Below are 26,425 nucleotides of genomic sequence, written 5' to 3'. Positions count from 1 at the left end.
TCTCTTAATCTCAGTTAAAGCACTTATTTCAATTCAAAAACAAGTTCTTTTGTCGGACGTACCAACCCACGCTCATGAAGGCTTTCAGCAATTTGGACTGAATTCCATGCGGCACCTTTTAGCAAGTTGTCAGAAACCACCCACATATGGATACCATTTTCAGCATCCAAATCTTTACGGATACGACCAACAAATGTCTCACGACGGCCAACAGCATTGACAGCCTGAGGGTAGATTTGGTTAGCGACATCGTCTTCTAACACTGCCCCTGGGAAGTTGGCAATCGCTTCTTTGACATCAGCAATTGGAGCTGGATCAATCGTTTCAATGTAGACTGACTCTGAATGACCTGACAAAACAGGGACACGAACACAAGTTGCAGAAACCTTAATGGCATCATCTTCCATGATTTTCTTGGTTTCTTTTGTCATTTTCATTTCTTCATAAGTGTAGTCATTATCTGTAAACAAATCAATCTGCGGCAGAGCATTAAAAGCGATTGGGTAATGCTTTTTATCACCACCTGATGGTAAAATTTTAGCCGTCAAATGTTTAGGGGCAACACCATCAACAACTGCTTCATGCAATTGACCAAGCGTTTCTTGGATAGCTGTTGCACCAGCACCTGATACCGCTTGATAAGTTGATACGATGATACGGTCCAGTCCCCAACGCTGACGAATCGGCTCAAGCGCCACCATCATTTGGATGGTTGAACAGTTTGGACAAGCAATAATTCCCTTGTGAACATCCATGGCGTGAGCATTAACTTCTGGAACCACCAATGGTACATCAGGATTTTGACGGAAGTAAGAAGTATTATCAACCACAACAGCGCCAGCTTTTACCGCATAAGGAGCAAACTTAGCAGACGTTCCACCACCAGCTGAAAAGAGGGCAATGTCGACACCTTCAAAAGCCGTCTCAGTCGTTTCCTCAATAACGATTTCTTGCCCTTTATACGTCAAGGTCTTACCAGCCGAACGCGCAGACGCCAATAGGCGTACCTTGTCAATCGGAAGCGTTGACTCTTCCAGCATTTTAATCATTTGTGTTCCTACGGCACCTGTGGCACCAACGACAGCTACTGTATATCCCATGGTTTCTCCTTCATTTGAACACTAGCAGAGCTACTTTCAAAATATTCTAACAATTTATATAAATTTCATTATACTACAATAGCCAGTGCTTGAAAAGTTGAAAATTCAAAAAAGTTGCACAAAATGAAAAAAGTTCCCAAAACGTGAGAACTTTTCATCCTATTTTTAAAAGTCATCCACTGAAATCACCTCATCTGCCATTTCCCAGATTGATGGATTATGGGTCGCAATGATTGATTTTTACTCCAATAATAAGAAAGATGAGGCTATAGATACCCTAGAAACCTTGTCTAAACAGATCAATCATCAAACAGATATTTACTTGAAAATCCTAAATACTTTGGCAAATTTTTATGATGAGGTTGAACGACGTGAAGATTATGAAGAGATTTATCATAGGCTAATGAAGCTCTATCAAGAAAAAGATCTAACTAATCAAGAATATCTTTTTGGCTATCTTAAGGCACGTTACAACTATGCTCATCATTTACAATTAAAAGCGCAATACATGGAAGCTGCTGAGCTTGCTTTAGAAACGATTGCTATCTGTAAAGAAAAAGAGACCAGTCATCAACTTGCTCTCTTACTGATTATTGTTGGAAATGCTGGTAGGCATTTTATGGACGTTGAAAAAGTTAAGGGCTACTATCTACAAGCAAGGGATTTGTTTAGCATTTATGGTAATCACATCATGCTCCTTAAAATTGAAGATTACCTTCAAGAATCATGACCACCCGTCAAACGGGTGGTTTGAACAGGGGCTATAAGCCCACATCACCAGCCAGCGCCTAAAGACGCTGGCTTTCACTTTGTTCAAGCCTAATCGCTTTTGACTCGTCACTTGCCTCTTAAAGAGGCGCTGGTATTACTTGCCATCATCCCTAAAGGGATCTTCGTATTCTTTTACGCTCAATTTATCCAGAGCAATATCATGTTTTTCGTGTTCTTGGATATATTTTTTAATAGTCGCTTCATTCAGTCCAACTGTGCTCACATAATAACCCTCTGCCCAAAAATGGCGATTCCCAAACTTGTATTTGAGATTAGCGTGTTTGTCAAACATCATCAGAGCACTTTTACCTTTTAAGTAGCCCATGAAACTTGAAACGCTGATTCTTGGGGGAATACTAACTAGCATATGAACATGATCTGGCATTAAATGTCCTTCTATTATTTCGACTCCTTTATAACTACATAAACGTCGAAATATTTCGCCTAGACTGCTTCGATATTGATTATAGATTACTTCTCGTCTATACTTAGGTGTAAACACAATGTGGTATTTACACATCCACTTTGTGTGTGATAAACTATGTGCCTTTTGTGCCATATATTGCTCCTTTCGCTTTACTTCAGGCTTGAACACCTTTATTGTATCGCGTTTGGAGTTTTTTGGGTATAACCAACGATGCGCACCCGCATAGCGGGTGGTTTATTTGTTTCGCACCTACGGAGCGAAACGGACTTAAAGTCACATAACTTGAAAAGTGACCCCGAATGTTCGAGAGGTCACTTTTTCTGTTAGATTTCTAACTTGCTTGAGCCATCTGCATGTGATAGTAAACACCTTTTTGGCTCATGAGTGTGGTATGATTGCCATGCTCAACGATATTGCCATCCACCATAACAAGGATAATATCAGCTGATTGAATGGTTGATAATCGGTGCGCAATGATAAAGCTGGTTCTGCCTTCCATCAACTTTTCAAAAGCTTCTTGTACCAAAATCTCTGTTCGCGTATCAATAGATGATGTCGCTTCATCCAAGATTAACATTTGTGGTAACTTGACAAAGATTCTGGCAATGGTTAATAGCTGACGCTGACCTTGCGATAAGGAGTCACCACCATCAGTTAGTACGGTATCATATCCTTTTGGCAATTGGCGAATAAAGAAATCAGCATTGGCAGACTGTGCTGCTGCAATCACTTCTTCTCTTGTCGCATCTGGTTTGGCATAGGCGATATTATCATGTATGGTGCCATTTTTTAACCAGGTTTCTTGTAAGACCATACCAATCTGACTACGGAAATCGGCACGTTTATAGTCTGTCAATGGCTGCCCATCTAATAAAATCTGTCCACCTGTCACATCATAAAAGCGCATCAATAGATTGATTAGGGTTGATTTTCCAGCTCCTGTTGGACCTACCACTGCTACTTTGCTTGCTGCTGGAATGTCAATGGAAAGGTCATTGATCAAGGTGCGTTGGCTATCAGGATAACCAAACGAAATCTTGTCAAAACTAACATGACCTTTCAGTAAGTTCTGACCTAGCTCTGCTTGTCCCTCATCTACTAAACTTTGCTCATCTAAAATAGCATACAACCTCTCCGCACAGGCTAGAGCGCTCTGCAATTCTGCCAAAACCGAAGAAATATCGTTAAACGGCTTGGTATATTGATTGACATAATTAAGGAAGGTTGTCAGTTGACCAACCGTGAACGTTCCTGACATAATGCGATAGGCACCTACACCGGTCAACAGAGCATAGATAAGAGCATTGACAAATCGCGTCGAAGGGTTAACCGTTGAGGAGTAGAAAATAGCTCCTAGTGAGTTCTTAGCATACCGATCATTGATATTTTGGAATTGGGAAATGGCTTGCGCTTGACCATTGAAAGACTGAATAAGACTTTCTTGCCCAATCATTTCTTCTATGAGCTGCGTTTGTAGGCCACGTGACTGCGTTTGATTCTGATATAGGCGATATGATTTTTTAGCAATAAAGCGGGCTAAAAAGAGCGACAAGGGAGTCAACACTAAAACCAAGGCTAACATCACAAAGTCTAATGTTGCCATGGTTACGATAGAGACTACAATCGTTAAAGCACCAACTAAAAACTGATTAAAAATCATCAAGAGACCGTTGCTCAATTGCTCCGTATCGGTTGTTAATCGACTCACCATATCTCCCACACCACGCTTGTCTAAGTAAGCAATTGGTAGCTCATGAAGTTTCGTCATCACAGCTTGACGAAGATTTTTAATATAAGAGAAAATCAAGCGGTTATACAATATCGGAGATAGCCATTGTACCAAAGTATTGGCAACTATCACACATAACATTTGCACGATCAAGCCAGATAAAAGAGACAAAGCATCTGGCTTAACCACGCTGTCAACAGCTTCACCAATCAAAATCGGTAAATAAATGGTCAATCCCACCTGAGCAATGGTCAATAGGAGAATGGCAAATACTAACCAAGGATTAGCCAGTAAATCTTTCATCAATCGTTTAAACATGCTATTCCCCCTTTTCCTGTGATTTGCAAATGGCTTGATAAATCTCATTTTCTGACAATAATTCTTGGTGAGTTCCAAGTCCAGATTGTTGTCCCTTATCAAGAACTAAAATCTTGTCTGCCTGAGACAGACTCCCTGGTCTTTGCGAGATTAAGATTACAGTGGTATCAGATAATTGTTCACGAAGAGCAGATAAGAGACGGCTTTCTGTGAGGTAATCAAGAGCCGAGGTCGCATCATCCAAAACAAGAAATGGTGCTTTCCTCAAAATAGCTCTTGCAATTGTCAGCCTCTGCCTTTGACCTCCAGAAAAGTTTCGTCCGAAGGCCTCTACCTCAGCATCTAGCTGTCCATCTTTCTCACGGACAAAATCACTCGCTTGCGCCATTTCTAGTGCCTGCCAAAGCTCATCTTCACTAACAGGCTGATGTAAGCCTAAGGTAAGATTTGAACGAATCGTTCCTTTAAATAGCTCTGCTTTTTGTGGAACAAGGGCAACCCAATCACGCCACTCACCTAGTGACCTTGGACTTTGTCCATTTTGAAAAATAGCAAAGCTACCTAGAGTTGGACGGTAGAGACCATTAATCATTTTGACAAAAGTGGACTTCCCAGAACCAGTCCCTCCAATAATACCCAAAAATTGGCCCTTCGCTAACCTTAAATGAATCTGATGTAGAGAAGGTTCAGATGCATTTGGATAGGTAAAGGTGACCTCATCCACAACTAAAGCGTGTGAGGAGGTTTCCCGTTCTAATTCGGCCTCTACTTCCTCTGATGTTAAGTCAAAAACAGAGGAGATCCGTTGAGCTGAGATAAAGGATTGGTTAAGCGTTGTCACTAACATGGTCAATTTAATCAATTCAACTAAAATTTGTAACAGGTAATTAACAAGGGCAACTAACATTCCTTGAGACAGTAAACCTGTTCCGATTTTAACGCCACCATGCCAAATCACAATGACTAAGGTCACATTTACCACAAGATAGGTTAAAGGGGTAACAAGAATAGAAAGATTGCCTGTTTTGAGTTGCTGATGAGTATAACCTGCGTTAGCCTGACTAAAATCAACGATCTCTCGCTCCGTCTGATTAAAGGCACGTATCACTCTTATGCCCTGCATTTGCTCCCTAGTCAAAGACACAATACTATCTAATTGCTGGCGAAGACGCAGATACATTGGGCTAAGAAGTCGACTCATTATGCCTACAATGAGGAAAAGCACGACCACCATTAGCAAAAACCAAAGGGTAATGCCACGATCAATGGTCAAAGCCATGAAAATAGCACCAAAAACGATGAACGGAGAACGTAAAAAGAGACGTAAAAACATATTGATGCCTGACTGAACCTGCATCGTATCACTCGTCATCCGTGAAATCAAGCTAGACGTTCCTAGTTTATCACGCTCCTCTTGAGGTAAGGTCATGATTTTAGCAAATAAATCCTGACTTAATTTTTGAGTATAGCCAACCGCAGCCTTTGCTGAAAAATATTGAGCTGTTATCGCAACGACACAACCAACAACAGCCAGAATAAAAAGCAGAAAAATCATCATATACAGATGATTTTTATCTTGATGTGGAATGGCTTGGTCTAAAATTTGTGCTAACACCAGTGGTACTAGAAGCTCAAAAGAAGCCTCTAGTAACTTGAAAACTGGTCCTAAAATGGTTTCCTTGAGATAGCCTTTAAAATAGGCAAGTAGATTTTTCATAAGTTTCCTTTTAAGTCAGTGATAAGCTGAACTCGAGTTTTCGCAGCTGCAATTATTTCAAGTAATCATAACACTCTCATACCTTCTCAGTTAGAAAAAAGGCTAAAGAATTTGATGAGGTTTAAATTGACTTGAACCTGCCGTGAATAGTAAAAATTGCCACCGTTTTGATAAAGCTCCCTGTCACCATTAATGATTGAGAGAAAGCTATTGTAGGTATAGGTCTTTCCAGTTGTATTTCCAAGACTAGGAGCTAAAACATCACGTGAATAGACCTTAGCCAGTTCGATACTATTTTGACCACCGTGCTCAGCAACGTAAGAAATATAAGGCGAACCAAAATTATAAGCCTGCACTGCGGTCCAATCATCGACATGGTAATCCTCTGCCAAAAGCAAATTTTCTGATAGGACTAATACGCCCTGACGAACACTCTCACGACTATCGGTGATGGTATTGGTCTGCCCAGTAGAGCTTTCACTGGACTGCATGACATCTTGCTGTTCCCCTTTGGTTTCAGTGTAAATCATTGCTAGAACAAGATTTTCATTGGCCAGCGTATCATTTTCAGCTAACACTTCTCTGACCATACCACGGTAGGAAAGAACTGTCTGAACAGCCTGATTTGTCCGATACCCCCATCCTACAATACCAATCAGTAGCAACAGGACTGTCAAGCGTCTTAATTTTTTTAACATTATTTATTTTGAATATCCTGTATGTTCTTGATTAAAATGGAGTAGGTACCATCATTATTTTGGATGAATTCCACACTTTCCGCATCCTGATAGACATTATTTGGAACAATCAGCTCAATGCCATTTGACAAGGAGAGTTTCTGACTTTCCAGTTTCTTAATTTGACGTGAACTATCAATATCCGATATTTTAATTAGCTCTGGAATGGTTTCTTTTAACTCGTCAATAAAGGTCAAACGCGCCGTCAAATTATCGTCAAAGAGCTGGTTAGCCAATTTTTCTGGAGACAATTCTTGCTCTTCCAAATTGTTAAAGATGGCTGTCTTAACCTTTGATTGGAAGGCAAAATCATCCTTATTAAAGCTATCCGCCACCTTCTGTGCCACCTGCTCCACTTGCTTAATGGACTTCTTGACAGACTGCTCAGGCTTGACCTGCAAGAGATTTTCAGAGAAATAATTGGCAAAAGACCCATTATGCTTAATCCGTTTCTCGATTAAATAATACTGGTGTGTTTTTCGGTTAATGAGCAGGGCTTCATCTGGTGTCTGGGCAGCTGATGGGAGATTATTCTGAGTCACCTTGATAGGACTTTCGCTGTCGCCTGAAATATGCGTGAAGTTCTCTTTGAGTCCGACTCGAAGAAAGGCAAAGTATTCCTCGCCATCTCGATCAAACTGGATAAAGACCAAGTCGTTGGTCTTTTGATCCTCGGAAATCACAAATTCTTCCTTCCAGAGCTCTGCTATTTTCACTGAAGTTGCCATCAAATCGTCGGTCAAGTAAGACAAGAAGACATTGTCAGCCTCAAATTGGCCACGCTTAGCCTCATCTGAAAAAACTTTAGATAATTTCTTTCTGAAATAGTCATCAATCCGAGGGGTCAAAACCAAAGGATTTTCAGCTAAAATCAGCTCAGTATCGTCTGGGGTAAATTGGTGAATGATAATTTTTTTGATGTATAAATCTAGCATAACTCACCTTAGTACAATGGGAACGCATCTGTCAAAGCACGAACCTCTTGACGCACTTCGGCTAGGACTGTTTCCTGATCATGGTTTTCAAGAGCTTTGATAATGAGCTCGGCAACTTTTTGGCACTCTGCAACACCAAAACCACGGCTGGTCACCGCCGCTGTTCCGATACGAATACCAGAGGTTTTAAATGGCGATAGCGTTTCAAAAGGAATGCTGTTTTTGTTGAGGGTAATATTGACCTCATCAAGTAAATCTTGCGCTTTCTTACCGTTCTCAATCACCTTTGTCACATCAACCAGAAAGACATGGTTATCTGTACTACCTGAAATGACTCGGAACTTGTCATGTTGATTGAAAACGTCTGCCATAGCTTGACAGTTGGCAATGACTTGCTGAGCATAGTCTTTCCAAGCAGGATCAAGATTCTCTTTGAAGGCAACTGCCTTAGCCGCAATTACATGTTCCAGAGGGCCACCTTGCAGACCTGGAAAGACCGCAGAATTGATTTTCTTCGCTAATTCTTCATCATTCGTCAAAATCAAGCCACCGCGAGGGCCACGAAGGGTCTTGTGGGTGGTTGAGGTTACCACATCAGCGTAAGCCACAGGATTTGGGTGCAGACCAGCTGCGACAAGACCAGCAATGTGCGCCATATCTACCATGAGTTTTGCCCCTACTGCGTCCGCAATCTCACGGAATCTCTCAAAATCAATGGTACGTGAATAAGCTGACGCACCTGCAACAATCAATTTGGGTTGCACAGCTTTAGCCTGTTCCAAAATAGCATCATAGTCCAATTGCTCTGTCTCAGGATTGACAGAGTAACCTACAAAGTTATAAGTTTTTCCAGAGAAATTCACTGGAGAACCGTGAGTCAAGTGACCACCTGCTGCCAAGTCCATACCAAGAACCGTATCGCCTGGTTCGATAAGTGCCATGTAGGCTGCTGCATTAGCCTGACTACCTGAGTGCGCCTGCACATTGGCATACTGAGCACCAAAGATGGTTTTAGCACGCTCAATGGCTAAATTTTCCACCACATCAACACAGTCTGTCCCACCGTAATAGCGTTTGCCTGGATAGCCCTCGGCATATTTATTGGTCAAAACAGAGCCTTGCGCAGCCATAACTGCCTTAGAGACCACATTTTCTGAGGCAATCAATTCAATATTGTGCTGCTGACGGTCTTCCTCAGCTTCAATAGCTTGCCATAATTCTGGGTCAAATGCCTTGTAATCTTCTTTGTCAAAAATCATTTTTGTTCTCCTTTTATCTAACAGAGGTATACGGTAATACTACTATTTTATGCCAAATTTTGCCAATAATATTATTAATACTTAACAAAAATCAAAAATTACTTTTTTGTTTCTTTCTAAAAAGTGCGGACGCTCCAAAGGTCTGGGAGACCTTTGGAGGTGGGAAATATAACTGACGAAGTCAGTATCTCAACCTCCTACGGAGTTTCATTGCTAGATTTGAGCCTTCTTTTCGCAATATATGATTGGCTGTACTTGTCGACTACTCGACAGCGTCCAACCTAATCATCCTTGCGAGGGAACTACTACGAAATTGACTTTCAATTTCTGTAGTTCTCCCAAAAATCCGTTTCTATCAAGAGTAAACTCCTGATAGCAATACCACTATAGCGAAAGAAACATTTTGGCCTCACTTCGTTAGGAAGTCTATCAATGATATTAAAGGTTCTAAAATGTTAATTTTGATCTTGGATGAGTATAAAACATTTAGGTTAATAACTTCTCTTTAAAACCTTTCACATCGTCTAAATAATGATTTTCTTCAATCACTGTTGTAATCCATTCTCTGTCGTGTACGCGATTAACGCCTGTTTCAACCTGTGATTGGTACAAATCAACAAAAGGGAGTTTTTTCTCTTTGGCACGTTTAACCTCCAAAGAAACATCATAAGTAACCTTACGGAAGTCAATAGAAACGCCATGTTCATCTACCGTCAAAATCGCATACTGGGCACGTAGGTCATGTCGCAACTTTTCCCAAGGAAAAAAAGGGTTCCCAACCGAACCTGGATTGAACAAGAGTTGCCCTTTACTACTGTATCTTAAAACAGGAATATGAGTATGGCCATAAATGGCGACATCACAGGGATATTTTTCAAACAAGCCATCAATCGTTTCTTGACTTGCTGTCGGACCAAGCTCCCAGCCATAGTTTTTTTCAGGTAATTGGTGGGAGAGACTAAAAGAAATCCCTTCTCGATCAGTCATAACATGCATGGGAGTTTCTCGAATACTCGTTACAGATTCAGACGTTAACTCTTCCATGGCGTATTGCACCAGACGATTGAGGTAGATTTCCTCACAATCCTCAATACCAACATCACCATTCAAAACTTCCAAGAGACAATCATCCCAGTTCCCTCGAACCTTGATAGTTGAATTAACCTCATTAAGTAAATTGAAGAGCTCCATTCGTCCATGCCCTGGCAGCAATAAATCCCCAAGAATCCAATACTCTTCTACGCTCTGCTCTTTAGCATCAGCCAGTACGGCTTCTAATGCCGTGGTATTTCCATGAATGTCCCCTAAAACAGCTATTTTAACCATTTAAAACTCCTTGATAATTTTCTATAAGGTTAATGAATTAACATTTCAGAAGTAATGCCGTATTCGACCAATAAATCTGACACCCTATCAAAATACAAAGCATAATGCTCTAATTTATGACCATCTGAACCAATAGAGTACGAGGTACATCCAAGTTTTTTCAACAAATCTAAAGCATAGCGATAAAGATGTTCATGCTCATAAAGGTACATGCTTTTACTATTAATTTCAAAAGCTAAACCAAACCGCATCATTTTCTCAAAAATACGAATCAACTGTGGTTCATATTCTTTTAATTCCTCAATAGTCATTTCAAACGGTCTAAACCCATAATCAAAATGTGCTAGTACATCCGCCTCAACACGTCCAATAGCATATTCTAGCGCTTCAAGATACCTAGGGATAATATTGTCTTTACCTAGTGGAAAAACAAATTCTCTCTGTAGATAGTCAAACTGACCATTATGATGAACAGACAGGAGTTTTAAATCAAACTGCTTATCAGATAAATAATCTAAAATATCATTCTCTCGTGGCTGATAATAACCAATTTCAATGCCTTTTTTGATCCTAACACCCAACTGCTCTTCTAAAATTGAAATTTTTTTACAATAAGCTTGATAATCTGGGATATCATCATTTCCAGAATAAGGATTTGACAAATCAAAATGCTCAGTAGTCACGAATCCATCTGCCATAACTGGCAAATAGTTATCGAAATCCTCCTCACAATCATAAGAAAAATTAGTATGCAAATGATTATCTTGTATCATAACGAGACTCTCCTTTACTTATCTTAACTCCTTGATAAATCTCACTTGGGTTTTATCACCATTGTAGCCGATTTTTCGGTAAAAAGCATGCGCTTCTAAGCGATGGGATCCCGAGTTTAAGCGAATAAAGGCTAAATCAGCTTCAAGAGCTTGTCTTTCTAGTTCTTCCATTAGTAAGTGCCCAATCCCTTGTCCTTGATGGTCTAATGACACAGCTAAACCTAAGACATTCAGTCCTCTTTCCGAATAGATGGCTTCATAAATTTGTGCCTGAACATAACCAATCACTTGGTCAGTTTCATCTACTGCACCAATCAAGAAATGGCTGTCATTGGCTAAACATCTCTCAAGCTGCTTCTCCGTTTCTTCCAAAGAAAAAGGATAACCAAGCGCTGTTTCACTAATCACTTGAAGTTGTGGGGCGTCTGATAGAGTTAATCGTCTGAGGGTTACTTGCGTTGTCATTACTTGCTCCTTTAATTCAGTTGTCTGGCGAGCCATTCTCTGTCAATCTCAGGAAAAATGCTCAGCTCTGCCATTTCTTCCAAAGAAATCCAATGGGGTAGATATTGATTTTTAGGAGTTGAACGCTCCGCTTCTTCACCATGAATAGCCAAAGGACCAACACTTTCTTGCGACTGAATGAGAAAAAGCCAACCATCTTGCTGTTGCATTTCAGCCCTAATCGCTTCCGAAGGAACTTGGATAGCTAATTCCTCCGACAATTCCCTTAGGGCAGCTTGTCTAGGAGTCTCACCAGCCTCAATACCACCGCCAGGGAAAACTAAGTAAGTTTTATCTGGCTTTATTCGCTTAATCAGAACTATAAATTGGCCTGTCTTATCCAATAAAATCACACTTGCTCTCATTTAGTTCACCTTTGTTTTGACCATTCCTAAGAAAAATTGGCTGACATCTTTTGAAAAACCTTTCTTATCAAAAGGCTGTTTAGTTGTCATGATCTGATAGGTTTCTGTATTTTCCTGATAAAAATGGTCTGTTAATGTAAAACTGTTTTTCTCATAAAAAGCTAGTCGTCGTAATCTCTGCTCTGCATTTTCTGAAACCTCAAAAGGAGGTTCAATGGTCACAATCAGAGGCTTTCCACCAGCTTTTTCTTTTACCTTTTGTAAAATAGCGGTGCCATAGCCGTGTGACTGATGACTTTCAGCAACAGCCAGAAACAGTAAGAAATCACAAGACTGACCTTTTACAGTGTAGGAAAAACCAACCAGCTTTTCTTGGTCAAGGTAAGCAAAAAATTCTGCCTGTTTCAAGAGTAAAAACCAGTAGGGCAACCGTTCTTCCTTGGGAAAAGAGGCAAAATATAGATTTCTAACGTCTCTCGCTTTTGAACTAAATGGGGTAACCAAAATGACTTTCATGCATTATCCTCAAAAACAAAATTTAAGTTTTTCTAACAGAAAAATCATAGCTTACATATCAACGCTTCAATAATTCTTTATTTTAATAATTCTCGAGTCTCCATTAAAATAAGACCTAACATATTTTTGCCACGTCCATCACCACCGTCTGCCCAATAGGCATCATTTGTCGTGTGTTCAATCAAAGTAGCATCACCGGTTGAAAGAAGCAACGATTTAAGAACAGGATTTTGTTTAAATTTTTCTAGCACAGCGAATCGCATCACATCATCCTTAACCTCTTCCCAATCCTCACGCAGAGGATTAGACCGATTTCTTCCCTCTAAGGCAGCATCCATCGGAGAAACAATATTTCTAATTTTCTCTTGAATATCTCTGTCCAAAAATTTTTGTGCTTGAAAATAATGCTCAGAAGTTGGCCAAATCCTTTCGCCATCAGAAAAAGGATAAGCCGAAAAATTTGAGAATTCTCCATATGGGTCATTGACACGATAAAATAAAATTTCAGACATATATACTCCTTAAAATCGTAATTCTGGTACGACAGCTAATAAATCTTCCTTAGTAATCGCCCCTTGTCTTAAAATACGAGCCTTTTCTCTAGATAAGTCTAAGATGGTTGAATCTTGACCAGTTAAAACACCATCATCCTCATAGCCCGTCACTTGATTGTCAAAATCTTGTATAATTTCCTTGAAAACAGTACCACTACTCTTACCAGAAATATTGGCAGAAGGTCCAATCAAAACTTTCTGTGAACGAATAAGTTCTAATGTTCTGAGATGATTGGGTACTCTAAATCCAACTGTCGCTAAACCTGAATTAATCCAATTTGGTACCTCAGCATTCGCCTGTAAAATAATAGTCAAAGGGCCTGGTAAGAAGGCGTCATAGAGTTTTCTGAGATAGGGTGGCTGATTCTTAGAATAAGCTAAAATCGTCTCAAAATCAGCGACATTTAGGTTCATGGCCTTGTCTTTTGGACGCTGTTTCAGGGCATAGACACGTTCAACAGCGTATTCGTCAAGTGCTTTAGCAAAGAGTCCGTAGACTGTTTCTGTCGGTAAAACGAGCGCTCCGCCATCTTCCAATATTTTGATGAAATCACATTCTGCCATCTAGCACCACCATCCTATCCTTGCCAAACATATCCTGTATTACACGCACGCGAGCTTCAGGGAAAGCCTTATTAAGTAGCGAAGTCAGTCCATTCCCCTGCTTATAACCAATTTCAAAGTATAGTTTTCCTTTAGCTGTTAAATAAGAGGACGACTGCTCAATAATCTGACGGTAAATGGCATAGCCATCTTCATCCGCAAACAAGGCAAGGTGGGGTTCCGATGCTAAGACATTGCCACCGACTTCATCTTTATCATCGTAAGCAATGTATGGCGGATTAGACACGATAATATCAAAGGAACCCGACACCTTTTCAAACACATCTGATTGAACAAAAGTTACCTCAAGTTGATTGGCTTGCGCATTTTTCTGGGCTAAACTCAGGGCTTCTGATGAAATATCACTTGCCGTGACTTCCCATTCTGGTCGGGCTTTTTTGAGGGATAAAGCTATCGCACCGCTTCCTGTTCCAATGTCTAAAACTCGCAGGTCTGCTCCGCTATTTTCCCTTAAAATCAAATCAACAAGTTCCTCTGTCTCAGGGCGAGGAATCAGTACACGGTCATCAACCGCTAACTCAAGATCTCTAAAATAAGCTTTTCCTGTGATGTACTGAGGGGGAATCTGCTGGCTTAGTTGCTCAAAAATTCGGTGAAACAGTCCCTCGTCAGCAGCCGTAACAGCTTGCCGTAAATGCAAGACAAGGTCGGTCTTTGTCCATCCCTTTAAGGCTTGAAAGACATAGACCAGACCTTCTCTCTCCTCACCAAGCTGCTCAAGGCGCTCTTCTAGTTGCGCAATAAGGTTGGCGTAAGTCATTAGTTATTTAGTTTCTCCAATTTTTGTGTTTGGTCATAAAGCACTAGCGCATCAACGACTTCATCCATTTTACCAGACAAAATGGTATCTAATTTTTGAAGGGTCAAGCCAATGCGGTGATCGGTCACACGGTTTTGTGGGAAGTTGTAAGTACGGATACGTTCAGAACGGTCACCCGTACCGATAGTTGATTTACGCTCGGCATCTTGCTCATCTTGGGCAATTTGGGCAAAATGGTCAGCCACACGCGCACGGATGATTTTCATCGCTTTCTCACGGTTTTTCTGTTGTGTCCGTTCTTCCTGCATTTCAACCTTGATATTGGTTGGTAAGTGAACGATACGAACGGCTGTCGCAACCTTATTGACGTTCTGACCACCAGCACCTGAAGCGTGGTAAATATCCACACGAAGGTCTTTCGGGTCAATATCATATTCAACTTCTTCGATTTCAGGCATGATAAGAACTGTCGCCGTTGAGGTGTGAACACGACCTTGACTTTCTGTCACAGGAACACGTTGCACACGGTGAGCACCTGACTCGTATTTAAGTTTAGAATAAACTGACTGACCTGATACCATGGCAACCACTTCCTTGATACCACCAACACCATTGTAGGAAGCCTCCATGACTTCAAAGCGCCAGCCTTGGCTCTCCGCAAATTTTTGGTACATGGTCAAAAGGTCACCTGCAAAGAGGGCTGCTTCATCACCACCAGCTGCACCGCGAATTTCAAGGATGATATTCTTATCATCGTTAGGGTCTTTTGGCAAGAGAAGGATTTTCAATTTTTCTTCGTAGGCTTCTTTATCTGCCTTAGATTGCTTAAGCTCTTCCTTAGCCATTTCTTCTAACTCAGGGTCGCCACCAGCATCCTTAATCATTTCTTCTGCGTCAGCGATGTTTTGGATAACTTGTTTGTATTCACGATAAGCTGTCACTGTCTCACGCGTGTTCGCTTCTTCACGCGATAATTCCATAAAACGCTTCGTATCGCTCACCACATCAGGATCCGATAAAAGCTCTCCAAGTTCTTCGTAACGGTCTTCCACCGCCTGTAATTGATCATAAATGTTCATAATAATAAGATATTAATGCCGTTAAGCAAGGCAACGGAAAATAGGAATTCTGACGAAGAAGCTCCTGCTTCTAGGAAGAATTATCTTTTTCCTCAGCCTTGTAGGCATATTCAGTTCCTTTCTAAGATATTAAGGGCGTTAAGAAAGTTAGAGAAAAATAGGAGACTGACGCTTTGTGCACGCACACAAGGAAGGTCTATCTTTTTTCCGACGCTTTTAGCCCGTATTCAGTTTCTTTTCTATGATATTAATGCCTTATTGCATTATTCATTCTGTTTCACTAATCGGCGGGTTAAAATAATGTTTCCGACAAACTGAGGTATAGCTTTCATTGCCACCAATTTGCACCTGTGCTCCGTCATAAGTTGGCTTCCCATCTTCCATACGAAGAACCATAGTTGCTTTTTTCTTACAGTAATGGCAAATGGTTTTGATTTCGTCAATTTTGTCTGCTAATAACAGCAGGTGCTTAGACCCTTCAAAGAGCTCATTTCTGAAATCATTTTTAAGACCAAAAGCCATCACTGGAATATCCAATTCATCAACAATACGAGCCAAATCATACACATTTGCTCGTGTTAAAAATTGCGCTTCATCTATCAGAACACAATACGGTTGTGGGCTCTGCGATTGAATAAAACCAAAAATATCCGTATCTTCACTGATGGGATAAGCCTCACGTTTCATCCCAATTCGGCTAGAAACGTAACCAACACCATCGCGAGTATCTAGACTTGACGTCATCAGGATAACAGGTTTCCCCTGCTCCTCATAGTTGTAGGCAACTTTGAGAATCTCAATGGATTTCCCTGAATTCATAGCGCCGTAGCGATAATATAACTGTGCCAAAACACACTTCCCACTTTCACATAGTATCCTTATTATTTTACCATAAAGAGAAAAATATAGCACTTGTGGAATTTAAAAAAGAGACAGATTAACTGTCTCTTGCTTGATAATGGGGTTTTCAATAACTCTAAAGTTTTCACATCAATCAAACTCCAATGCTTCAACTTCTTCAAGTCTCCATTGTATTTCTCTACTTTACTGCAAAAAGTCCTGTTATTAGTGTCAATGAAACATATCAGTAATTTGAATTAAGTTTAGGACATTATTGGTTCATTTTAACCAACACTAATATCATGAAATACCTATGTTTTATCCTGTCCATGTTTCAACTAACGATAACTTTTTCCTTATCATGATGACGAGCGAAGGATAGAGAAGGGTAACCAGCCAATTTCTTCTTGGAAGCGAACCAAAGCCCATTGAAAATGTACTTCCAATAGTTCGACGCTATCTCCTACTTGCACCATTAACTCAGTAGGATTGTAATCTCTATTCAGTGCATTCCCCTCTAAAAAATCGGCAGATACATAGGTTTTCATACCTACTATTTCACAAGAAAACCAATTAGGATAATTGGAGCAGGGAGAAAGATTGACCACTCTTGTTCCTTTCGGAAATGTCGGAAACTTCCCTTCACCTCTATGATTTTGAGAGACATATAACTTCATCACTTCTCCTTTGCCAGAGATATTAGCTTATTGAACGTATTGGCATTTCGTAGAGTCACCATTTGATTGAAAGGCTTGGTCATGATTTTCTTAGAATGAGCTGTTTGTTTAGCATTAGCTTCCTCTCTCACTCGCCAAAACAAGGCTGTTTCACCAATCAAAAAATCTTCGTCTACCAATTCCCAATCCTCTATCAATGCTTCTATCGTTTGTTTTGTTGTTCCCGGTAAATAGAATAAAGCATCTTTACGTTTGGCAGAATCTTCCCACCAAATAGGTAGGCTTTCTGTCAAAATCAGACTCCTTTCTATCACTACAAAAGGAATTGAAAAATCATAGTGAAGAGAAAGAACATCAGTAATCTTTTTCTCAATATCAGACTGATTTTCTTCAGATGAAAAGAATAAATTTCCTGTATTGATATAAGAAGAGACCTCCTCTAATCCAATCTTCTCTAACTGCTCACGAAGTTCAGGCATGATCACCTTGTTCTGTTTGCCAAGATTGATGCCTCGTAATAACAGAAGATATCTTTGCATAATCTCCCCCTAATCCATCGCTTTCAATTCTAACACCAAGTCGCGGATTTGTGCTGCCAGTTCAAAGTCAAGGAGCTCGGCAGCTTCCTGCATTTGTTTTTGGAGTTTCTTGATGGCGTCTTGGCGCTCTTTTTTGTTCATAGCTGAGTAGTCAACTGTTTCTTCTGCCACATCGGTTTCTGTGGCTTTACTGATAGCGATGAGGTCTCGGATGTCTTTCTTGATGGTTTGTGGGACAATGCCGTGCTTCTCATTGTATGCCATCTGAATCTCACGACGGCGTGCCGTTTCGTCCATGGCACGTTGCATGGAGTCAGTAATCTTATCCGCGTACATGATGACATGACCTTCACTGTTACGAGCCGCACGCCCAATGGTCTGAATCAGTCCACGCTCATTGCGGAGGAAGCCTTCCTTATCTGCATCAAGAATGGCAACCAAGCTCACCTCTGGTACGTCAATACCTTCACGGAGCAGGTTAATCCCAATCAGCACATCGAAGACACCGAGGCGGAGGTCACGAATAATTTCTGTCCGTTCTAGCGTCTTAATATCCGAGTGCATGTATTTGACCTTGACTCCCATTTCCTTGAGGTAGTCGGTCAAATCTTCCGCCATTTTCTTGGTCAAGGTGGTGACAAAGACACGCTCACCTTTTTCAGCTCTGCTATTGATTTCACCAAGGAGGTCATCCATCTGCCCCATCGTTGGGCGAACTTCCACCTCAGGGTCAAGAAGCCCTGTCGGGCGGATAATCTGCTCAATCACGGTGTCGGTCTGCTCCATCTCGTAATCGCCAGGTGTCGCTGACACATAGACAATCTGGTGAACATGGCTCTCGAATTCTTCTCGGCGCAGCGGTCTGTTGTCCAAGGCTGACGGCAAGCGGAACCCGTAATCCACCAACATCTGCTTGCGTGAGCGGTCGCCATTATACATGCCCTTGATCTGCCCCATGGTCATGTGGCTCTCGTCAATCATGATGAGGAAATCCTCTGGGAAGAAATCCAGCAAGGTGTAAGGTGGCTCGCCCTCTGAACGGCCGTCCATATGGCGAGAATAGTTTTCGACACCATTGGTGTAGCCCATTTCACGGAGCATCTCTACATCGTATTCTGTCCTTTGGCGAATGCGCTGCGCTTCAATCAATTTGCCTTCTGCTTCAAACTCTTTAACCTGAGCTTCCATTTCATCAATAATATTTTTGATAGCATGTTCCATATGCTCCTCATTGGTCATGAAGTGAGTGGCAGGAAAGAGCACTAAGTGTTCCACTTCTCCCATTGGGCGCCCAGTCAAGCTCTCGATTTCTTGAATGCGGTCAATTTCGTCGCCAAAAAATTCCACACGGAAGGCATGCTCGTCACGAGAGGCAGGGAAAATTTCCACCACATCACCACGCACACGGAAACGCCCACGCTGGAAATCAATGTCGTTACGTTCAAACTGAATATCCACCAATTGGTTCAACAGTTTGTCCCTTGAAATCTCCTGACCAGGTCGCAAGCTGACCGCTGAATCCGCGTATTCCTTTGGAGAACCCAAACCGTAGATACAAGACACCGACGCCACCACAATGACATCATTACGTTCTAAGAGTGATGATGTCGCAGAATGGCGGAGTTTATCAATCTCATCGTTGACTGAACTATCTTTTTCGATATAAGTATCAGATGAGGGCACATAAGCCTCTGGCTGATAATAATCATAGTAGGAAACAAAGTATTCCACGGCATTGTTTGGGAAAAATTCCTTGAACTCCCCATAAAGCTGACCAGCAAGGGTCTTGTTGTGGGCGATGACGAGGGTTGGTTTATTGACTTTGGCAATCACCTGACTCATGGTATAGGTCTTACCAGTCCCTGTTGCCCCCATAAGGATTTGCGCCTTTTCACCACCTTCAATATTATCCACCAGCTGCTCAATCGCCTGCGGTTGGTCACCAGATGGTTCGTATTTTGACACCAGTTCAAACTGATTATCGTCTCGTCTATCAATCATGTCTTTCTTCTTTCTCAGTTTTTTCTTATTTTATCATAATTTTGTTATTTTTATGGATAAGAAAAACGGTCTAGTGACTAAACCAAACCGCTTATGCCTTTTCTTTTTTAATCCCATAGTAGAGATACACAATGAGAAGAAGTTCAACCAGTGATGTGATTAAGCTCCCTTCCGTTCCAAAGCCGCCACCAGAAATCCATTCTGGAGCGCCAGCTTTTTCCACAAAATGAAACAAAGAGGCACCGACACTTTGACCTGAAACAGCTACACCATAGACATTTCCTTGAACGAAATTCCAAGCCCCATGGATACCAATAACTCCCCATAGGTTATCACGTTTCAGCATATAAAGCGCCATCGCAATACCAAATAATACGATATTGAGAATAGATAAGAAAGTGATATGATTATTTGCAAGGTGCATCAAACCAAAGAGGGAACTGCTAATCCCAACAGCAATAGCAAGATTGGTCCGCTTATTTAAAATTGGCAAGAGCCAGCCACGAGTCAGTAGTTCTTCGGTACCACCTTGCAACAACCAAAAAGGAATAGTTGATAGAACATATAGCCATGCTAAACCAGAAAAATCTACGCCAGAAAATCGCACACCTCCCAATAGATAAACCAAACCAATAGCCAAACTGAATTGAAGAGAACCAACCAGAAAACCTAGTGCTAGCTCCTTAAACCAGTTCTTTTTAAAAAAGCCTAGACTTGAAATTGAACGTTTCTCAACCCATTTGACCCATATAAAAAGTAAGCCTGATACAAAGGAAAAACTCAATAATTCCACATGGAGAGGTAAGGTCATTCCTTCTGTGAAGGCGTCAAAATTACCATTGGCTATGATGAAAAAGACAGCTGCAAGACCAAAAATAATCCCAAATAAGACACTACCTATTATAAAGAATCCTTCAACCATTACAGGTGTCAAGATAGCCACAAGCCAAGTAGGCATTTTTTGATAAAGTTCTGTGGGAGCTTGCAAGATGCGCTTGTTCATAAGATTCTCCTTTGTGTCATTAATCTAATACTATTTTAATCTGCTAATACCTTATTGTCAATAGTTATTGATAGTTAGTAAAACAAATATAAAACTGCACCTATCATTTTTGACAAGCGCAGCTTTTGTTCACTAAAAATCATTCTTTAAGACAACTTACTGGGACTAGGAAACGTCTTTTCACCACTTAAATTTTGTAATAATGACAGTTTGATGCGATGACAGATTGAACATTTGTAACTGAACAGCTTTTCAAATACCCTCTGCTTCCTTGCTTCATTGTTTCCGAGCTCAGACTTAAAATATCCCAATCAACTGTTTCATTCTCACTTGGTTAGGGTTACTGCTGTACCGCTGCAAGTCACCATCAGCATGCCATTGTCTGCTCCTAGGACTTCATAATCCATCTTAACACCAATAACAGCATCTGCTCCTAACTCAGTTGCCCGTCTCTCCATTTCTTTGAGAGCTGTTTCACGCGCCTCAGTCAATTCATTTTCATAACTTGCTGAACGACCTCCAAAGATATTGCGCAAACCGGCACCAATATCTTTAAACATGTTGATTCCAGTGATGACTTCACCAAAAACAATTCCTTTATAACCGCTCACTTGAGCGCCATCAACACCATTAGTTGTTGTTATAATCATAAAACACCTCCGTTTTTGTAATCGTTTTATATATTTTCCAGTGGTTGTTATCTCTCACCACACGCGTAGTCTAAGGCAATATCACTCCCTTACAATCTCTTTTGTAGTTTTTCAACAAAGAGATAAGCTGCTGGGCAAAAGAGGGTATTCTTAATCGTCAAATTATTAATTTGATAAATCTTCTTGCGGTCTGTATGGGGAAATTCACGACAAGCCTTGGGACGAACATCATAAATACTACAAAGGTTGTCATCCCCTAAAAACGGACACGGCATCGATTGAAAAACCTTGTCCCCATCTTCATCTGTCCGTAAAAACGCTTCTTCAAAAGCAGGCAATTTCATGCGAAAATGTTTTGCAATCCTCGTGATATCTGCCTCCGTAAAAAGAGGCCCCAGATTACGACAACAATTAGCACACTTGGTACAATCAATCTCAAGAAAAACCTCACGATGAACCTCTTGGACAACTTTATCCAAATTTTTCGGAGCTTTTTTCTTTAAACTCGCCAAAAACTTACGATGTTCTCCCTGTTTTTGCAACGCTAATTGATGATATTTTTCAATGTCAATACCTTGACTAGCCACAATTTTCTCCTCTATTCTTTATCTTCTTATTATAACTCAAATCATTTACAAAATCAGTATTTTAGTGTAAAATCAGCCTATGAAAATTTTGATTACATCTGGTGGTACCACAGAGAACATTGACAGTGTTCGCGGGATTACGAATCACTCTACCGGTTACCTTGGAAAAATAATAGCAGAAACTTTTTTATCCAAAGGCCATCAAGTCACTTTAGTAACGACAAAACAAGCTGTCAAACCTCTTGAACAAGCAAATTTGACAATCCAACTCATTAGTAATGTAGAAAGCCTGCTCACGACATTGGAGCCTCTCGTTAAGTCACACGATGTCCTCATTCACAGCATGGCGGTATCAGACTATACGCCAGTCTACATGACAGACTTAGAAGAACTGGAGCAAGTAAACTCTCCTGCTCAGCTTTTGTCCAAAAAAAATGGTGAAACTAAAATCTCATCCAAATCTGACTACCAAGTGCTTTTCCTGAAAAAAACACCAAAGGTTATTAGTCAGGTTAAAGAGTGGAATCCCAATATCCGTCTCATCGGTTTTAAACTTTTGGTGAATGTTCCAAAAGCAGAGCTGTTTGACGTGGCGAGGGCTAGCCTTGTCAAAAATCAAGCTGAGCTTATTGTCGCCAATGACCTTAATGAGATTACAGGTGACCAACACATCGCCTATCTCGTTGATGAGACAAATGACATTAAAGCTCATACCAAACTAGAAATTGCTGAAAAACTGTATGAAAAGGTGACTGCTCATGACTAAACGCATTCTACTAGCTGTATCAGGTTCCATCGCTGCCTACAAAGCTGCCGACTTGACTAGCCAACTCACCAAGCGCGGCTATGACGTCCATGTCCTCATGACGGAAGCGGCGACTCAATTTATCACACCACTAACCTTGCAGGTCTTGTCTAAAAATCCTGTTCACTTGGATGTGATGGAAGAAAAAATAGCAGAGCGGATTAACCATATCGACCTAGGAAAAGAAGCCGATCTTTTTATCCTAGCACCTGCTTCTGCTAATACGATTGCTACTTTGGCACATGGCGGAGCAGATAATATGGTCACAGCAACCGCACTGGCTTTGCCAGCAGACCTTCCAAAGCTCATCGCACCAGCTATGAATACAAAAATGTATGATAATCCCTTAACCCAGCGCAATCTCGCTATTTTAAAAGAGGTGGGGTACAAAGAAATCACACCAAAATCAGCTCTCTTAGCCTGCGGTGATGTCGGACGAGGCGCTCTAGCTGATCTAGATACCATTCTACAAACCATTAACGAAAATTTATCATAGCAAAATAGGAGAATAAATGAAAAACAAAAACTCTACTACTGTTGCAACCATCTCAATGTTCTTTGCGACAATGATTGTCATCCATCTTCTGACGTCTATCATTTTTAATGTTCTGCCGCTTCCAATTAAACCAACTTTGGTGCATATTCCAGTTATCATCGCCTCCATTCTCTATGGACCACGTGTAGGAGCAACACTTGGCGGTTTAATGGGACTCATCAGTGTCGTTACTAACACTGTTATCCAAATCCCAAGTAGCTACCTTTTCTCACCCTTTGTCGAAAATGGTAATATCTATTCGCTCATTATTGCAATGGTCCCACGAATACTAATTGGTATCACACCCTACTTTGTCTATAAATTAATCAAAAACCGTAGTGGACTTCTTATCGCAGGTGCTGTAGGATCAATGACCAACACCATCTTTGTACTCGGTGGTATCTTCATCCTCTTCTCAAATGTTTACAACGGTAATGTCCAAGCGATGTTAGCTACTGTTTTAGGAACAAATGCTATCGCTGAAATGGTGATTTCGTCATTCCTAACCTTTATCATTGTGCCACGCCTCGAAAAGCCCCACGCCTCGAAAATTTAAAAAAATAATGAAAATCACGAAAACTCGTGATTTTTTTACATGAAAATGATATAATGAAAGCGGTTAATAAAAGTTAAAGGAGAATGCAATGACCTATCAAGAAAATTACCAAAAATGGGTGGATTTTTCTGAACTGCCCGACTACCTTCGTACTGAATTAGAATCTATGGATGAAAAAACAAAAGAAGATGCCTTCTACACAAACCTTGAATTTGGTACCGCAGGTATGCGTGGCTATATCGGAGCTGGTACAAACCGTATCAATATTTATGTGGTACGCCAAGCAACTGAAGGCCTTGCAAAATTAGTAGAAAGCAAAGGTGAGGATGCTAAAAAACGTGGCGTAGCTATTGCCTATGACACACGTCACTTCTCACCAGAGTTCGCCTTCGAATCTGCTCAAGTCCTAGCAGCACACGGTATCAAATCTTATGTTTTTGAAAGCCTACGCCCAACACCAGAACTATCATTTGCAGTGCGCCACTACGGTACTGTTGCCGGTATCATGGTAACAGCTAGTCATAACCCTAAAGAATTTAACGGCTACAAAGTTTACGGTGAAGACGGTGGCCAAATGCCACCAGCAGACGCTTCTGCTTTGACTGATTTTATCCGTGGCATTGACAATCCATTTGCCGTTGAACTCGCTGACCTTGAAGAAAGCAAAAGCTCTGGTCTCATCACTGTTCTTGGTGAAGAAACAGACCGCCTCTACCTCGATGAACTCAAGGCTATCAACATCAATAAAGAACTCATTGCCGAGCATGGCAAAGACATGAAAATTGTTTACACACCTCTTCATGGTACTGGGGAAATGCTAGCGCGTCGTGCCCTTGCTGAAGCTGGATTTGAGTCTGTTCAAGTCGTAGAAAGCCAAGCAACCGTTGACCCTGATTTCTCTACCGTTGCATCACCAAATCCTGAAAGCCAAGCTGCCTTTGCCCTCGCTGAAGAACTCGGACGTGAAATCGGAGCTGATGTGCTTTTAGCAACGGACCCAGATGCTGACCGTGTCGGTGTTGAAGTTCGTCAAACTGACGGTTCATACTGGAACCTCTCAGGAAACCAAATCGGTGCAATCATCGCCAAATATATCCTTGAAGCCCACAAACAAGCAGGAACATTACCTGAAAATGCAGCCCTTGCTAAATCAATCGTATCTACTGAATTGGTTACTAAGATTGCTGAAAGCTACGGCGCAACCATGTTCAATGTGTTGACAGGATTCAAATTCATCGCTGAAAAAATCCAAGAATTTGAAGAAAAGCACAACCACACCTACATGTTTGGTTTTGAAGAAAGCTTCGGTTATCTCATCAAACCATTTGTTCGTGACAAAGATGCTATTCAAGCTGTTTTAATGGTGGCTGAAATTGCAGCCTACTACCGCTCTCGTGGCCTGACACTTGCAGACGGTATTGATGAAATCTTCAAAGAATACGGCTACTTCGCTGAGAAAACTATCTCTGTTACCCTCTCAGGTAAAGACGGTGCCGAACAAATCAAAGCAATCATGGCTAAATTCCGTGACAATGCACCAGAACAGTTCAACAAAACAGACATCGCCCTCTTTGAAGACTTTGCTCTTCAAAAAGCTGTCGCCCTTGATGGTACAACAACTGAATTGACAACACCACCATCTGACGTCCTTAAATACACATTGACCGATGACAGCTGGTTTGCAGTTCGCCCATCAGGAACAGAACCAAAGATTAAATTCTATATCGCAACAGTCGGTGAAACACTTGCCGAAGCAGAGGAAAAAATTGCTAACATTGAAACAGAAATCAATGATTTTGTGAAATAATCACACTTTATGACATCAAAACCACCCGCTAAAAAACGGGTGGTTTTAGTTTTCCATATCTAAAAACAAAGTACAAGGCACAAAACCTTGTATTTTCTTGTATTTATCTCTCTAAAGTACTTAACGTTTCTTTAATCTGTGCAAATACTTTTTCCCAGTCTTCATCATTGGTCACATCAAAATGATCTGTATCAATCTTCATTTTTGGACTGTAATCATAATTATCATACCAGTCACCATAATGTCCATGCAAGAGGCGATAGTAATCTAATAGACCATTTTCATCTGTAGGTTGCTCAAAATCACGACCACGTTTTTTGATATTGCCCATGATATGATCAAAACTACCATCAAGATAGACTAACAAGTCTGGTGCTTTCTTAGGCATACCTTCGAGCTCTTCCATCATATTATCCAAAAGCTCTAGGTAAATTTCGTACTCTTCCTGGCTAATATTTCCTTCCAGCGAATTAATGTAAGTAAAGAGCGCATCCTCGTAAATCGAACGATCTAAAACATTATCATTATTATAATAAGCTTCTTTGATTGACTTAAATCGCTTATTTAAGAAATAAATTTGTAGAGCAAAACCATACTTATCAGGATTTTCATAGTATTTATCCAAGATAGGGTTATTTTCTACAGGCTCATAAAATGCCTCTGTACCTAAGGCCTCAGACAGACGGGCAGTATAAGTTGTCTTTCCTACACCAATCATGCCAGCTAATATTATCACAATTGTTCTCACCTCCGAGAAACTATCTTAACACAAGATATGGTAAAAAGTCAATACAGCAATCACAAGATATTGGAACGGGTTAAATATCAAAGTCATTTCCAGCTGAACAGAAAGCTAGAAATGAAACAGAGAAGATACTACAACCGCTCGCAGTTTTTAGCCATATTTTTTAATTTTATACTCAACCAAAAT

At 40.8% G+C, this 26,425-nt stretch carries 29 protein-coding genes; 5 read left to right on the top strand and 24 right to left on the bottom strand.

Going from position 1 to position 26,425, the window contains the following annotated elements:
• Window positions 1-23: 23 nt before the first annotated feature.
• Window positions 24-1,100 carry an aspartate-semialdehyde dehydrogenase gene (locus tag EAF07_RS02100; protein WP_121834648.1) on the bottom strand — a complete coding sequence of 359 codons (1,077 nt, stop codon included), beginning with the start codon at window positions 1,098-1,100 and terminating at the stop codon, window positions 24-26.
• Window positions 1,101-1,329: 229 nt separating this feature from the next.
• Here EAF07_RS02100 and EAF07_RS02095 point away from each other — a divergent pair, with 229 nt between their 5' ends.
• Entirely contained in the window at window positions 1,330-1,830 is a 501-nt protein-coding gene (locus EAF07_RS02095; protein WP_245962677.1) for a transcriptional regulator, read from the top strand.
• 135 nt (window positions 1,831-1,965) lie between these two features.
• On the opposite strand, the gene tnpA is transcribed toward EAF07_RS02095, so the two are convergent.
• The 22 genes from tnpA to EAF07_RS01980 form a co-directional block, all read right to left on the bottom strand.
• Window positions 1,966-2,430 carry an IS200/IS605 family transposase gene (gene tnpA / locus EAF07_RS02085; protein WP_121834646.1) on the bottom strand — a complete coding sequence of 155 codons (465 nt, stop codon included), beginning with the start codon at window positions 2,428-2,430 and terminating at the stop codon, window positions 1,966-1,968.
• 199 nt (window positions 2,431-2,629) lie between these two features.
• A complete protein-coding gene (locus EAF07_RS02080; protein ID WP_121834645.1) occupies window positions 2,630-4,393 on the bottom strand; it encodes an ABC transporter ATP-binding protein in 1,764 nt (587 codons plus the stop codon).
• Window positions 4,347-6,062: an ABC transporter ATP-binding protein gene (locus EAF07_RS02075; RefSeq protein WP_121834644.1), complete on the bottom strand. Its 1,716-nt coding sequence runs from the start codon at window positions 6,060-6,062 to the stop codon at window positions 4,347-4,349. Before EAF07_RS02075 ends, EAF07_RS02080 begins: the two co-directional genes overlap by 47 nt.
• An 86-nt stretch (window positions 6,063-6,148) precedes the next feature.
• The gene (locus EAF07_RS02070; RefSeq protein WP_121834643.1) at window positions 6,149-6,760 is read right to left on the bottom strand and encodes a lysozyme family protein; all 612 of its coding nucleotides are present in this window, start codon (window positions 6,758-6,760) and stop codon (window positions 6,149-6,151) included.
• Window positions 6,760-7,734 (bottom strand): nucleoid-associated protein, encoded by a 975-nt coding sequence (locus EAF07_RS02065; RefSeq protein WP_121834642.1) that lies wholly within the window; start codon window positions 7,732-7,734, stop codon window positions 6,760-6,762. The genes EAF07_RS02070 and EAF07_RS02065 overlap by 1 nt, the downstream gene beginning before the upstream one ends.
• Before the next feature lie 8 nt (window positions 7,735-7,742).
• Window positions 7,743-8,993: a serine hydroxymethyltransferase gene (glyA, locus tag EAF07_RS02060; protein WP_121834641.1), complete on the bottom strand. Its 1,251-nt coding sequence runs from the start codon at window positions 8,991-8,993 to the stop codon at window positions 7,743-7,745.
• A 486-nt stretch (window positions 8,994-9,479) separates the two neighbouring features.
• On the bottom strand, window positions 9,480-10,319 hold the full coding sequence (locus EAF07_RS02055; RefSeq protein WP_121834640.1) for a metallophosphoesterase family protein: 840 nt from the start codon (window positions 10,317-10,319) through the stop codon (window positions 9,480-9,482).
• Window positions 10,320-10,348: 29 nt separating this feature from the next.
• Window positions 10,349-11,089, bottom strand: coding sequence for a PHP domain-containing protein (locus tag EAF07_RS02050; protein WP_121834725.1), 741 nt, complete (start codon window positions 11,087-11,089; stop codon window positions 10,349-10,351).
• A 21-nt stretch (window positions 11,090-11,110) separates the two neighbouring features.
• Complete coding sequence (locus EAF07_RS02045) at window positions 11,111-11,557, bottom strand: GNAT family N-acetyltransferase (protein WP_121834639.1); 447 nt, start codon at window positions 11,555-11,557, stop codon at window positions 11,111-11,113.
• 11 nt (window positions 11,558-11,568) lie between these two features.
• The gene (locus EAF07_RS02040) at window positions 11,569-11,961 is read right to left on the bottom strand and encodes an NUDIX domain-containing protein (RefSeq protein ID WP_121834638.1); all 393 of its coding nucleotides are present in this window, start codon (window positions 11,959-11,961) and stop codon (window positions 11,569-11,571) included.
• Window positions 11,962-12,477, bottom strand: coding sequence for a GNAT family N-acetyltransferase (locus tag EAF07_RS02035; RefSeq protein ID WP_121834637.1), 516 nt, complete (start codon window positions 12,475-12,477; stop codon window positions 11,962-11,964). It abuts the gene before it with no gap.
• Window positions 12,478-12,554: 77 nt separating this feature from the next.
• Window positions 12,555-12,989 (bottom strand): riboflavin biosynthesis intermediates N-glycosidase, encoded by a 435-nt coding sequence (locus EAF07_RS02030; protein ID WP_121834636.1) that lies wholly within the window; start codon window positions 12,987-12,989, stop codon window positions 12,555-12,557.
• A gap of 9 nt (window positions 12,990-12,998) precedes the next feature.
• Complete coding sequence (locus tag EAF07_RS02025; protein WP_121834635.1) at window positions 12,999-13,595, bottom strand: L-threonylcarbamoyladenylate synthase; 597 nt, start codon at window positions 13,593-13,595, stop codon at window positions 12,999-13,001.
• Window positions 13,582-14,415, bottom strand: a complete 834-nt coding sequence (gene prmC, locus EAF07_RS02020; protein WP_121834634.1) for a peptide chain release factor N(5)-glutamine methyltransferase — start codon at window positions 14,413-14,415, stop codon at window positions 13,582-13,584. Before prmC ends, EAF07_RS02025 begins: the two co-directional genes overlap by 14 nt.
• On the bottom strand, window positions 14,415-15,494 hold the full coding sequence (gene prfA / locus EAF07_RS02015) for a peptide chain release factor 1 (protein WP_121834633.1): 1,080 nt from the start codon (window positions 15,492-15,494) through the stop codon (window positions 14,415-14,417). The genes prmC and prfA overlap by 1 nt, the downstream gene beginning before the upstream one ends.
• Before the next feature lie 267 nt (window positions 15,495-15,761).
• Window positions 15,762-16,343, bottom strand: coding sequence for a thymidine kinase (locus EAF07_RS02010; protein WP_121834632.1), 582 nt, complete (start codon window positions 16,341-16,343; stop codon window positions 15,762-15,764).
• A 350-nt stretch (window positions 16,344-16,693) separates the two neighbouring features.
• Window positions 16,694-16,882 carry an SH3 domain-containing protein gene (locus EAF07_RS10720; protein WP_245962675.1) on the bottom strand — a complete coding sequence of 63 codons (189 nt, stop codon included), beginning with the start codon at window positions 16,880-16,882 and terminating at the stop codon, window positions 16,694-16,696.
• A 128-nt stretch (window positions 16,883-17,010) separates the two neighbouring features.
• Window positions 17,011-17,550 (bottom strand): DUF1697 domain-containing protein, encoded by a 540-nt coding sequence (locus tag EAF07_RS02000; protein ID WP_121834630.1) that lies wholly within the window; start codon window positions 17,548-17,550, stop codon window positions 17,011-17,013.
• A gap of 9 nt (window positions 17,551-17,559) precedes the next feature.
• Complete coding sequence (gene uvrB / locus EAF07_RS01995; RefSeq protein WP_121834629.1) at window positions 17,560-19,551, bottom strand: excinuclease ABC subunit UvrB; 1,992 nt, start codon at window positions 19,549-19,551, stop codon at window positions 17,560-17,562.
• Between the two features lie 91 nt (window positions 19,552-19,642).
• Complete coding sequence (locus tag EAF07_RS01990; protein ID WP_121834628.1) at window positions 19,643-20,554, bottom strand: CPBP family intramembrane glutamic endopeptidase; 912 nt, start codon at window positions 20,552-20,554, stop codon at window positions 19,643-19,645.
• Window positions 20,555-20,880: 326 nt separating this feature from the next.
• Complete coding sequence (locus tag EAF07_RS01985) at window positions 20,881-21,204, bottom strand: putative heavy metal-binding protein (RefSeq protein WP_121834627.1); 324 nt, start codon at window positions 21,202-21,204, stop codon at window positions 20,881-20,883.
• Window positions 21,205-21,293: 89 nt separating this feature from the next.
• Complete coding sequence (locus EAF07_RS01980) at window positions 21,294-21,791, bottom strand: YkgJ family cysteine cluster protein (RefSeq protein WP_121834626.1); 498 nt, start codon at window positions 21,789-21,791, stop codon at window positions 21,294-21,296.
• Between the two features lie 79 nt (window positions 21,792-21,870).
• Between EAF07_RS01980 and EAF07_RS01975 the strand changes: the two genes are divergently transcribed.
• From EAF07_RS01975 to EAF07_RS01960, 4 genes are all read left to right on the top strand, one after another.
• On the top strand, window positions 21,871-22,557 hold the full coding sequence (locus EAF07_RS01975; protein WP_121834625.1) for a phosphopantothenate--cysteine ligase: 687 nt from the start codon (window positions 21,871-21,873) through the stop codon (window positions 22,555-22,557).
• On the top strand, window positions 22,550-23,092 hold the full coding sequence (gene coaC, locus EAF07_RS01970; protein WP_121834624.1) for a phosphopantothenoylcysteine decarboxylase: 543 nt from the start codon (window positions 22,550-22,552) through the stop codon (window positions 23,090-23,092). The genes EAF07_RS01975 and coaC overlap by 8 nt, the downstream gene beginning before the upstream one ends.
• A 16-nt stretch (window positions 23,093-23,108) precedes the next feature.
• Window positions 23,109-23,687, top strand: a complete 579-nt coding sequence (locus tag EAF07_RS01965; protein ID WP_121834623.1) for an ECF transporter S component — start codon at window positions 23,109-23,111, stop codon at window positions 23,685-23,687.
• Between the two features lie 88 nt (window positions 23,688-23,775).
• A complete protein-coding gene (locus EAF07_RS01960; RefSeq protein WP_121834622.1) occupies window positions 23,776-25,494 on the top strand; it encodes a phospho-sugar mutase in 1,719 nt (572 codons plus the stop codon).
• Between the two features lie 103 nt (window positions 25,495-25,597).
• On the opposite strand, the gene EAF07_RS01955 is transcribed toward EAF07_RS01960, so the two are convergent.
• A complete protein-coding gene (locus EAF07_RS01955) occupies window positions 25,598-26,230 on the bottom strand; it encodes a deoxynucleoside kinase (protein WP_121834621.1) in 633 nt (210 codons plus the stop codon).
• Between the last annotated feature and the right edge of the window lie 195 nt (window positions 26,231-26,425).

Origin of the sequence: Streptococcus hillyeri (assembly GCF_003686955.1) — a bacterium.
Taxonomy (GTDB): Bacteria; Bacillota; Bacilli; order Lactobacillales; family Streptococcaceae; genus Streptococcus; species Streptococcus hillyeri.
Note: the sequence above shows the minus strand (reverse complement) of the source record. Positions and strands in the feature narration are given on the sequence as shown.